The 10,235-nt window shown below is 70.4% G+C and carries 7 protein-coding genes; 3 read left to right on the forward strand and 4 right to left on the reverse strand.

The window, feature by feature from the left end; genetic code table 11:
* On the forward strand, positions 1 to 515 hold a 515-nt coding region (locus IE249_RS36485; RefSeq protein ID WP_506366327.1), incomplete at its 5' end, for a phenylacetate--CoA ligase.
* Here IE249_RS36485 and IE249_RS06640 read toward each other — a convergent pair.
* Positions 496 to 1,074: a GNAT family N-acetyltransferase gene (locus tag IE249_RS06640; protein ID WP_189703825.1), complete on the reverse strand. Its 579-nt coding sequence runs from the start codon at positions 1,072 to 1,074 to the stop codon at positions 496 to 498. The two genes, IE249_RS36485 and IE249_RS06640, sit on opposite strands and share 20 nt — an antisense overlap.
* Before the next feature lie 36 nt (positions 1,075 to 1,110).
* Positions 1,111 to 2,610, reverse strand: a complete 1,500-nt coding sequence (locus IE249_RS06645; protein WP_189703826.1) for an acyl-CoA synthetase — start codon at positions 2,608 to 2,610, stop codon at positions 1,111 to 1,113.
* Between the two features lie 309 nt (positions 2,611 to 2,919).
* Between IE249_RS06645 and ccrA the strand changes: the two genes are divergently transcribed.
* The gene (ccrA, locus tag IE249_RS06650) at positions 2,920 to 4,242 is read left to right on the forward strand and encodes a crotonyl-CoA carboxylase/reductase (protein WP_189703827.1); all 1,323 of its coding nucleotides are present in this window, start codon (positions 2,920 to 2,922) and stop codon (positions 4,240 to 4,242) included.
* Positions 4,243 to 4,489: 247 nt separating this feature from the next.
* The gene (locus IE249_RS06655; protein ID WP_189703828.1) at positions 4,490 to 5,032 is read left to right on the forward strand and encodes an ATP-binding protein; all 543 of its coding nucleotides are present in this window, start codon (positions 4,490 to 4,492) and stop codon (positions 5,030 to 5,032) included.
* A 277-nt stretch (positions 5,033 to 5,309) separates the two neighbouring features.
* On the opposite strand, the gene IE249_RS06660 is transcribed toward IE249_RS06655, so the two are convergent.
* A complete protein-coding gene (locus IE249_RS06660; protein WP_189703829.1) occupies positions 5,310 to 6,320 on the reverse strand; it encodes an alpha/beta hydrolase in 1,011 nt (336 codons plus the stop codon).
* 62 nt (positions 6,321 to 6,382) lie between these two features.
* Entirely contained in the window at positions 6,383 to 9,853 is a 3,471-nt protein-coding gene (locus IE249_RS06665; protein ID WP_189703830.1) for an SDR family NAD(P)-dependent oxidoreductase, read from the reverse strand.
* Positions 9,854 to 10,235 lie beyond the last annotated feature (382 nt).

A 10,235-nucleotide genomic window follows, 5' to 3' on the forward strand; every position in this document is an offset into this window, starting at 1 on the left:
ACGTGTGGGAGGACCACTTCTTCCCCGAGGTCGTCGACCCGGTCACCGGGGAGCTGCTCCCGGAGGGCGAGGAGGGCGAGCTGGTGTTCACCTCGCTCACCAAGGAGGCCATGCCGGTGATCCGCTACCGCACGCGGGACCTGACGCGGCTGCTGCCGGGGACGGCGCGGGTCTTCCGGCGGATGGAGAAGGTCACCGGACGCAGCGACGACATGGTGATCCTGCGCGGGGTGAACCTCTTCCCCACGCAGATCGAGGAGATCGTCCTGCGCACCCCGGGCGTGGCCCCCCACTTCCAGCTCCGCCTCACCCGTGAGGGCCGCCTGGACGCCCTCACCGTCCGCGCCGAGGCCCGCCCGGGCGCCACCCCGGAGACCCGCGAGGCCGCCGCCCGCTCCATCGGGTCGGCGGTCAAGAACGGCATCGGCGTCTCGGTCGCCGTCGAGATCGTGGAACCGGAGTCCCTGGAACGCTCGGTCGGCAAGATCAAACGCATCATGGACCTACGCCACTGACCCGCCTCCGCACGTGCAGGTGCCCTTCCAGGGGGTACGCCGGGGGCGCGGCGGGCAGCGTGCCGGCCCGCTCGTAGCCACAGGCCCGCGCCACCCGGCAGGACGCCTCGTTGTCCACCTGGTGCAGGAGCTCCAGACGGCGCAGCCCCTGGCCGGCGAAGGTGGCGAAGGCCCACCCGGTCAGCGCCTCCAGGGCCCGCGATGCCACCCGCCGCCCACGGGCGTGAGCGGCGGTCCAGTAACCGACCTCGGCGGACCCGCCCCCGGGCACGACCCCCTTGACCACCACATGCCCGACCGGCCCCTCCTCCGCGCCGGACTCCACGACGGCGAAGGCGAACCGGTCCCCGGCCTCCCACCGGAGCCCCTGCTCCCGGATCCAGCGCAGGGCGCTCTCCTCGTCGGGGACGGAGTGCGACGTCCAGCGGCGCAGGCTCTCGTCCCGGTATGCCTCCGCGAGTGCGGCGGCGTCGGCTTCCTCCCAGCGGCGCAGGAGGAGCGCGGGGGCCGAGTCGGTCGCCCCCGCGCGTATCCGGCCGGTGGTCTCGTTCGTGGTCATGCCGTCATCGTGCCGCAGGCGCAGCGGCCGGGCCGCCTACGAAAGCCGGTATTCGTCGCGGAGTTGGCGTTTGAGGATTTTGCCGCTGGCGTTTCGGGGGAGTTCGTCGACGAAGACGATGCGTTTGGGGGCCTTGAAGGGGGCGAGGTTCTCGCGGGTGTGGGTGATCAGTTCCGACTCGGTGGTCTCGCCGCGGCGGACGACGAAGGCGGTGACGGCCTCGATCCACTTGTCGTCGGGGAGGCCGACCACGGCCACCTCGGCGACCTGCGGATGGGTGTAGAGGACGTCCTCGACCTGGCGGGAGGCCACCAGCACGCCGCCGGAGTTGATGACGTCCTTCACCCGGTCGACGATCGTGTAGTAGCCGTGGGCGTCGCGCACCGCGAGGTCGCCGGAGTGGAACCAGCCCTCGCGGAACGCCTCCGCGGTCTCCTCGGGCTTGTCCCAGTAGCCCTCGCACAACTGCGGCGAGCGGTAGACGATCTCACCGGGGGTGCCGTCCGGCACGTCCTGGCCCTCCTCGTCGACCACCCGTGCGTCCACGAAGAGCACCGGGCGCCCGCAGGAGTCCATCCGCCCCTTGTGCTCGTCGGGCCCGAGCACCATCGCCAGGGGGCCGATCTCGCTCTGGCCGAAGCAGTTGTAGAAGGCCAGCTTGGGCAGACGGGCGCGCAGGCGTTCCAGTACCGGCACCGGCATGATGGACGCGCCGTAGTACGCCTTGCGGAGCCCGTCCAGGTCGCGGGTGGCGAAGTCGGGACGGTTGGCCAGGGCGATCCACACGGTCGGCGGGGCGAACAGGCTGTCCGCGTGGCCGGATTCGACCAGGTCGAGGATCCGTCCGCCGTCCGGCGCGTCGAGGATCACGTTGGTGGCGCCGACCGCGAGATACGGCAGCAGGAAGACGTGCATCTGCGCCGAGTGGTACAGCGGCAGCGAGTGCACGGGCCGGTCCCCCGCGCTCAGGTCGAGCGCGGCGATCGCGCTCAAGTACTCGTGCACCAGCGCCCGGTGGGTCATCATCGCGCCCTTGGGCAGGGCGGTCGTGCCCGAGGTGTAGAGCAGCTGCACCAGGTCCTCGCCGCGCGGCGCCGGGCCGTCGTACGGCTCCGCGTCCGGCAGCCGGGCGAGCAGCCCGCCGGCGTGGTCCCGCAGCGGCAGCGTCCGTACGCCGTCGGGGAGCCGGCCCGCGAGGTCCGGGTCGGCGAGGACGAGGGCGCTGCCCGACTGGCCGACGATGTAGGCGAGGTCGTCCCCGGTGAGGTTCTGGTTGACCGGCACGTGCACCAGGCCGGCCCGGGCGCAGGCGAGGAAGGCGATCAGGTAGGCGTCGGAGTTGTGGCCGTAGGCCCCGACCCGGTCGCCCGGGGCCAGGCCCCGGCCCAGCAGCACGCTCGCCGCGCGCGAGACGGCGTCGTCGAGTTCGGCGTACGTCCAGGACCGGTCGCCGTACTCGACGGCGACCCGCGCCGGGGTGCGCCGCGCGCTGCGGCGCAGGACTGCGTCGACCGTGCTCCCGCGTTCAGGCGTCATGCCACATGATCCTCGGCTCACCGCGCGAGGAGGTCAAGCGTCCGGCCCGGCCCCCAAGCACCGCACAGGCGCCGCTCACCTCTCCGTCGCGGCACGCCCCCCGTTCGCACACCTGGATCAACATGGACGGGGCGCGCACTGGTCCGCATCCGCCATGGGCCTCGTGGGCGGCCTCCTGCCGGGGACCGGGAGACGTCCTCTTCTGCGGTTGCGTCCCCGGTGACACGCGTGCTTGCTGGAGGAGGTGTCCACGACGACCCGGCCGACGACCGACCGACATGCCCCACCACGTTTCCGAAGGAGTCCTCCATGCAGTCCGCCTTGTCCGAAGCAGTGATCGCCGGTGCCGAAGCCGCGGAACTGGAGGCCCTGCCGGTCCCGGATCACTTCGCTGCCGCCGTCGTCCGGGAGGAGGACATCGGTATCTTCCGGTCCGTCGAGGACAAGGACGTGCGGAAGTCCGTCTTCGTCGAAGACGTTCCCATGCCGGATCTCGCGCCCGACGAGGCGCTCATCGCGGTGATGGCGAGTTCCATCAACTACAACACCGTGTGGACCGCCATGTTCGAGCCGGTCCCCACCTTCCAGTTCCTCCGGCAGATGGGCCGGAACGGAGGCTGGGAGGCACGCCACGACCTGCCGTACCACATCCTGGGTTCGGACGCGTCCGGGGTCGTCGTACGGACGGGGTCGTCGGTGCGCAGGTGGAAGGCGGGGGATCACGTGGTCATCTCCCCCGCCTATGTCGACGAGCAGGACCACGACACCCATCAGGACGGAATGCTCGGCGAGAACCAGAAGGCCTGGGGCTTCGAGACGAACTTCGGCGGACTGGCCCACTACGCCGTCGTGCGTGCCAGCCAGTTGATGCCCAAGCCCGCTGCTCTGACATGGGAGGAAGCCGCCGTCAACCCGCTGTGCGCGAGCACGGCGTACCGGATGCTGGTCAGTGAGCGCGGCGCCCGCATGAAGCAGGGGGACGTCGTCCTGGTGTGGGGTGCGACCGGCGGCCTCGGGGCTTATGCCGTCCAACTCGTCCTCAACGGGGGCGGGATCCCGGTCGGTGTGGTCAACTCCGAGGAAAAAGCCCGAATTCTGATGTCCCTCGGCTGCGAAGCCGTCATCAATCGCAATGACATCGAAGAGGGAGATCCGACCTTTCTCCAGCGGCCCGACGGCTGGAAGAGAATGGGGAAAGCCATTCGCACGGCTGTGGGAGAGGATCCGCACATCGTGTTCGAGCATGTCGGCAAGAAGACTTTCGCCGCCTCCGTGTTCCTCGCTCGGCGGGGCGGCACCGTCGTCACCTGCGGGTCGAGCACCGGGTACGACCACCTCTACGACAACCGGTACCTGTGGATGCGCCTCAAGCGGATCATCGGCAGCCATGGCGCCAACCTGCACGAGCAGTGGGCGGTCAACCGGCTGATCTCAATGGGGCGGGTGGTTCCCACCCTGTCCCGCACCTACCCGTTGGACGACGTGGGGGACGCGGCGCGAAGTGTCCAGGCAAATGAGCACATCGGCAAGGTAGGAGTGCTCTGCCTTGCCCCCCGCACCGGTCTGGGAATCACCGATCCGGATGCACGCGCCCGCATCGACGAGCGTCGTCTGCACGCCTTCCGAGGATGACGCAGCGGGCCGAAGTCTCCGGTCGTGGATGTCAAGCCAAGCCCAAGAAGAGCATCCCAATGGGGAGCGCACAGACGCATTCACACCATCCCACTAAGCTCATTCGGGCCGCCGCGTCCTCGAATGCAACCTGCCGCCCACCGTCTTTTCGGGGCGCCCTGGGTACGGTTTGGATCGCCCCTCATCCACTGGGGCGACCCGCCGAACAGTGCCACCGGGTCGCATGACTACTCCGGGAAGTCGAAGAATGGACGAGGACGAATACACTTTCTGTCACTTGGCCGAAGGACTGTGCCGCGCACTGGATCACAATTGTCCGCCGTCACGGGAATGCGGGCAGCAGCCTGCCCGTCTGCCCGGGGAGGCGGCGGGGGCGATACTTCTGCGGCTGCCCTGCGCGCCCAGGTCCGTTCCGCCCTCACGGCGGCACACGCGCGAGACCCTGGCTGCCTGGCGGGTCAGCACGTCAGTGACGGAGACGCTGGTGCTGGTGGTCTCCGAGTTGGTCACCAACGCCGTGCGGTACTCATGGACACGGACGCCGCAGGCGGCCGCCGCGCGCCGCTTCTTCGAACTGTCGCTGTATGCGCTGGCCGACTGCATCCGGGTCGAGGTGCGCGACAAGGAACGAAAACTGCCCGTCCCCACTGCCGTCGCCGAGTACGCCGAGGGCGGACGAGGCCTGGAAATCGTCCAGTGCTGCACGAGCCGCTGGGGTGCGTACCACACATGCGCCGGAGGAAAGGTCGTCTGGTGCGACGTCAGCCTGGACACCACCGGCGGCGGGTGAGCACACAACGAACGCGCCCCCGCGGTACGTCCTCCGAAAGAGTGCTGATCTCGCGATGTTCTTGCGACATATGCCGGATACGGCATGCTGGAGGCATCCAACCGGTGGCCGCCCATCCCTCTCGTGGGGCGTGGCTCAAGCGCGGTCCTTTCCTCTCTTTGCGGTTTGCGGAGGTCGGGGCCCTGCCGAAGCCGCGATGGGCACCCTCGAAAGGGGGTTGGATCCCAGTCGGTGCCACGCACGTGGCACCGACTGGTCGGTTGCCGGGCACCTTCTCTCAGCGCGCCCGGACCGCGCCGTTCCCGGAGGCTCCGAGCGCGTACAGCACCGAGGGCCACATCGTGTGCAGTTCACGCTTCCAGTAGGGCCAGGAGTGCGTACCGGGCTGCATCAGGTCGAGGGTGACCATGCCCCCCGCCCGGCGCAGTTCCTGCCCGAGCCTGTAGGTCGAGGAAGTCAGCGGCTGCTCCAGAAGGGAGGCACCCGCGTTGAACTCCGGCTCCAGGCCTCCGGGCTGACCGGTGGCCGCGTACAGGTACACCCACGTTCTGGCGAGCCGGTCGACCATACGGGATGGATTGTGGGCATCCCAGATCGTCCGCTGTTCGTCGGGACGCCCCCACAGGCGCACCGGGTCGATGTTCTCCCTCAGGCAGGTCAGGGCGATCGCCAGCTGCATCACCGGATCGGAGATGTCGACGATCCCGCTGAGTGACCCGGCGAATCGGTAGTCCCCGGGGTGGCGCGCGGCGTAGTTCAGCGCTCCCAGTCCGCCCTCGGACAGCCCCACGAGGGCCCGCATGCCGCCGGCGCGGAAGGCACGCTCCATCAGTTGCCTGAGTTCCTCGGTGTGGAACGTCTCCCAGCGAGGCGCCGTAGGGCGGCCGTAGTCCCACCAGTCGGAGTAGAAGCCGGCGCGTCCGCCCTCGGGCATGACGACGAGGACGTCCGAGGGGTCGGCGAGCTTCTCGATGTCGGTCTCCCGCGTCCAGGAGGTGTAGTCGTCAGCAGCTCCCTGGAGCAGATACAGCACGGGGAAGGTCTGCTGCGGGAGTTCCTTCCAGTGTCTCGGAAGGATGACGCGCACCGCCATGGCCCCTCTCATGGCCGGGGAATCGACGGTGAGGTCCAGCATGCGCTCGTCCAGGTGGGTGACGCGGCTGATGAAGGCTCCGTCGTCGGCGCGGGCCGCCGTGAGGCCCGGGCCGGCTGTCGCCGGACGGCCGGCCCGGGCGTCCGCGGCCGGCCCGGCCGCGCCCAACGAAGCCACCACCAGAGCACCGGTCACCAGGAAAGCGCCCGGACGACGGATCCGCTTGCCGCAGCGCCCCGGGCGGGCGGACCGCCGGATCACGGCCGTGTGTGCCCTGGTGTCGCGAGGCACTGTCCGAGATGACGGGCGATCCCTGCCACATGCGGAGGGTCGATGAGCGACAGGTGGTCACCTTCGACACGGACCACTTCCAGGCGGTCGCACAAAGGCGCCCAGCCCAGGTCCGCCTCCGTCCTCAGGTAGCGCGGGTCGAGCGCCGTGGTGAGGGCCTGGGCCTGACGGGCTCGGTAGAGCACCACGCGCCCACCGTAGGGCCGAGGCGTGTAGCGCTCACCGATGCGCGCGTCGATGTAGGAGGTGCGCTGGTGTTCCACGATTCCGGAGCCCATGTCGAGCCCGGCCTCGGCGACCAGGCGCATGACCACGTCGATCTGCTCGTCGTCGGGCGTCGCCGCGAGTTCCTCGTACGGTAGTTCCACATGGTGGCCGTAGGTCTTCTCGATGTATTCGGCGAACCGGCCGAAGCGTTCCAGCAAGAATTCCGGTGAGTCCCCGCCGGGCAGGGCGGCGGGCAGGATCGTGTCGATGAGTCCGAGGAAGTCGACGGTTTCCCCGGCGTCGGTCAGCTGTTGTGCCGTCTCGTAGGCGAGGCAGCCGCCGAAGGACCAGCCCAGGAGCCGGTAGGGTCCGTCGGGCTGGAGGCTCTTGATGAGGGTGATGTAGTGGGCTGCCTTCAGCTCCATCGTGCCGAGCGCGTCGAGACGTTCCAGTCCGTACACCCCCTGGTCCCGAGGCAGGAGCTGGGTGAGGGGCCGGTAGACGGAGGTGGGACCGCCGGCCGGATGGAAGGTGAACAGCGGTGGCCTGCCGGGCCTGGTCGGTGGCCGGCGCAGTACGTTGACCACACGTCCACCGGACGGCTTGAGGGCCGGCCTGACCAGGTCCGCGAGCGCGTTGACGGTGCCCCGCTCCAGGACGCTGCCGACGGTGAGTGGCGATCGGGACCGGCCCATGCGGCGGCGGACGAGCCTGACGAGTTCTTCGGCCTTGCGCCGGTCACCTCCGGCAGCACCGAAGTCGTCGCGGACATCGGCGGGAGGCCTGCCCAGAACTTCCGCCCACACACTCGCCACCAGGCGCTCGGCGGCGTCGCGGGGCTGCAGGGTGGACGGCAGCGGCGGCGGATCCGACGGGTACGACGGCACGGTGCCGTCGGCTGCGCCGGTCGGACGGGGCGACGACTGTGTGTCCTCCGACTGCCGCGCAAGTCCCAGCGCCCGCAGGACGCTGTCACCGACATCGCGCAGGGTTGCCCCCCGCAGCATGAGATCGGTGGGCACGTCGACGCCGAAGTCCTGCTGGACGGCGTTGCGGATGCGCACCGCCATCAGCGAGTCGAGGCCGAGTCGCGGCAGTGGTACGGACTCGTCGACGCTTCCGGTCCCGAAGCCCATGACGGCGGCGGAGCGGTCCGCCAGGCGCCGCAGAACCTTGTCCGCGGCGTCTGCCCCGAGGCCGTCGATGCCCGCGGGGCCGGCCCAGTCGTCCGCCGGCAGGTCTTCCGTACGCAGCTTGCGGGAGAGGAAAGGCACCTCGGCCAGTCCCGGGAAAGCGTTCAGCAGCCGCGCGGAGTCCAGGTGGAGGACGCCGGTGTGTGTGCGGTTGTGCACGACCAGGGCCTGCAGGACGTCCAGACCCTCCGTCGGGGTCAGCGATTCCAGAGCCATGGCTCCTTCGGTGGGGGCGGCCCCGATGTCGTTCCAGGGTCCCCAGGCGATGGAGGTGGCGGGCTTGCCCTCCGCTCTCCGTCGCTGTGCCCATGCGTCGAGCCAGGCGTTCGCGGCGGCGTAGGCGCTCTGTCCGGGCGAGCCGAGCAGCGCCGCCGCCGAACTGTAGAGCACCCACCAGTCGAGGTCGTGGGACGCGAGGGCGGCCTCGAGGTTGACGAGACCGGCGATCTTGGGCCGCATCACCGTCTCCAGATCCGTGTCGTCGAGATCCGTGATCAGACGATCGTGCAGCACACCCGCGCAGTGGACGACCCCGCGCGGCCTGATGCCCTCCCCCAGTGCCGCCCGCACCATGCGCGCCGCCACCTCGGGTTCGGCGATGTCGCCCCGTACCACCGTCACGGAGGTACCCCTGGCCCGGAGCCGGTCGATGATCGCTCCGGCCTCGGGAGCGGGCCGGCGCCTGCCGTTGAGAACCAGCCGGCCGGCTCCCCGGTCGGCGAGGCGGCGGGCCGTCTCCAGCCCGAGCCCGCTCAGCCCACCGGTGACGAGGTAGGCTCCGCTGCCGCGGACGAACGGCGCCTCGTACTGCTGTTCCGACAGGTCGGCGGAGGCCAGGCGGGCGACCAGACGGGTGCCCGCTCGCCAGACGACTTCGTCCTCGGCGCTGTCGCCCAGCAGTTCCTGCACGAGATTCTGTGCGGCCTCCGGCTGACTGTCGAGGTCGACCAGACAAGCTCGCAGGGCCGGCTCCTCGATGGCGAGTGTGCGTACGAGACCGCGCAGGCACGCCAGATCCGCCCGGCCGGATTCGCCCGGTGTCGCGGCGCGTGCACCCACTGTCACCAGCCAGAGCCGGGATGGGCGCCGTTGTCCGGACCGGGAGGCCATGCCCCGGGCGGTCCGTACGGCGGTGCGCAGGGCCCACAGGTCGTGGGGCGGTGCCTCGCGGGTCAGCAACAGCACGACGGCCGCGGGCTCCTGTGCCGTGGCCCGCCAGTGCTCGATCAGTTCCGCCGTCCCGTCCGGCGGAACAGGTCTGACGGCCGTGTGCACGTTCGCCGCCTCGAGCGCCGCGCGGACGGCTGCCGCCGAAGTGGCGCCGGCTGCGCCCGTGGGCTCGTCGGCCAGGAGCAGGACGCTGCCGGGCCTGCCGGGAAGCGGGACGGGCGACTTCTCCCACTCGATTTCGCAGGTGAGGGTTTCCAGGGGCCGGGGAACCTCGTGGCGTGTGGCCGGACGCAGTTGGAGGCCCGACGCGGTGATCCGCGTCGACGCCGCGTCGGCCACCACCGTCCACTCGGGCTCGTCGTCGCCCCCTTCCGTTGTGCGGCCGCCCGAGTGGGATGAGCCCGGCGAACGCTGCGGGAAGACCTCGATGACGCACGGATCTTCCGGTGGTGCGCCAACGAGCCGGAGACTGCGCACAGCGGTGGGCATGGTCTCGGCCGTGGAGTTGTCGCCCGCGTCCGCCGGCTGTGCCGTGCCGGCTTCGAACGGTGCGTACAGCATCGCCTCCAGGAGTTCTTCGTACGGCAGGCGGGCCGGCCCGCCCTGCGCGGCGGGGGCCCAAGGGGTGGTGATGGAAGGCAGATCCCCGACGGTTTCGTCCCTGTCCGGCAACGTGTGGCGGGCGTGCGCGTCGTCGGTGCGCACCCGTGCCGACGCGTGGCATTGCCAGGTGCCGTCCGCCAAGCGGGCGTGGATCGCGACGCTTGCGCGGTTGCCGTCGGGCTCCCAGGTGATGGTGGCCGGTGTACTGCTGGAGAGCGGCAGCCATCGACGGATGGCGAGGTCCTCGATGTGCAGACCCGTCATGACCTCCGGTCCGTGGATCTCCCGGGCTGCCGCGGCAAAGAGTGCTGCGGCTGGGGGCAGGTCAAGGACATGGCGGCCGTGCAGGGGGCGGCCAAGGTGGTGTCCATCGGTTCTGCCGAGATCCGTCTGCCACAGGACGGCTCCTGAGCGCGGGTCGTCGACGCGCAGGCCCAGTACCTGGTGGGACCGTCCGGCGGCGAGCTTCCCGGGGCCACGGCGCCCGAACCAATGGCGCCGGTGGCGCCAGTCCGGGCTGGGCAGTGCGGTGCGGACACCCGTGGGCCACAGCCGGTACTCTTCCACACGTACCCCGGCGAAGTGCAGCCGGGTCAAGGCGGCCCGCAGATCGACTGCTTCGTCTCCCCGCCTCTGCAGGGTGGCG

It is taken from the genome of Streptomyces anandii JCM 4720 (genome assembly GCF_014650655.1).
In the GTDB taxonomy this organism is placed as follows: domain Bacteria; phylum Actinomycetota; class Actinomycetes; order Streptomycetales; family Streptomycetaceae; genus Streptomyces; species Streptomyces anandii.

Excerpts from the sequence above, each read along its gene's own strand:
- IE249_RS06640 (WP_189703825.1), bottom strand. The coding sequence starts at position 1,074 with ATGACCACGAACGAGACCACCGGCCGGATACGCGCGGGGGCGACCGAC.
- IE249_RS06645 (WP_189703826.1), bottom strand. The coding sequence starts at position 2,610 with ATGACGCCTGAACGCGGGAGCACGGTCGACGCAGTCCTGCGCCGCAGC.
- IE249_RS06665 (WP_189703830.1), bottom strand. The coding sequence starts at position 9,853 with ATGACGGGTCTGCACATCGAGGACCTCGCCATCCGTCGATGGCTGCCG.
- IE249_RS06655 (WP_189703828.1), top strand. The coding sequence starts at position 4,490 with ATGGACGAGGACGAATACACTTTCTGTCACTTGGCCGAAGGACTGTGC.
- ccrA (WP_189703827.1), top strand. The coding sequence starts at position 2,920 with ATGCAGTCCGCCTTGTCCGAAGCAGTGATCGCCGGTGCCGAAGCCGCG.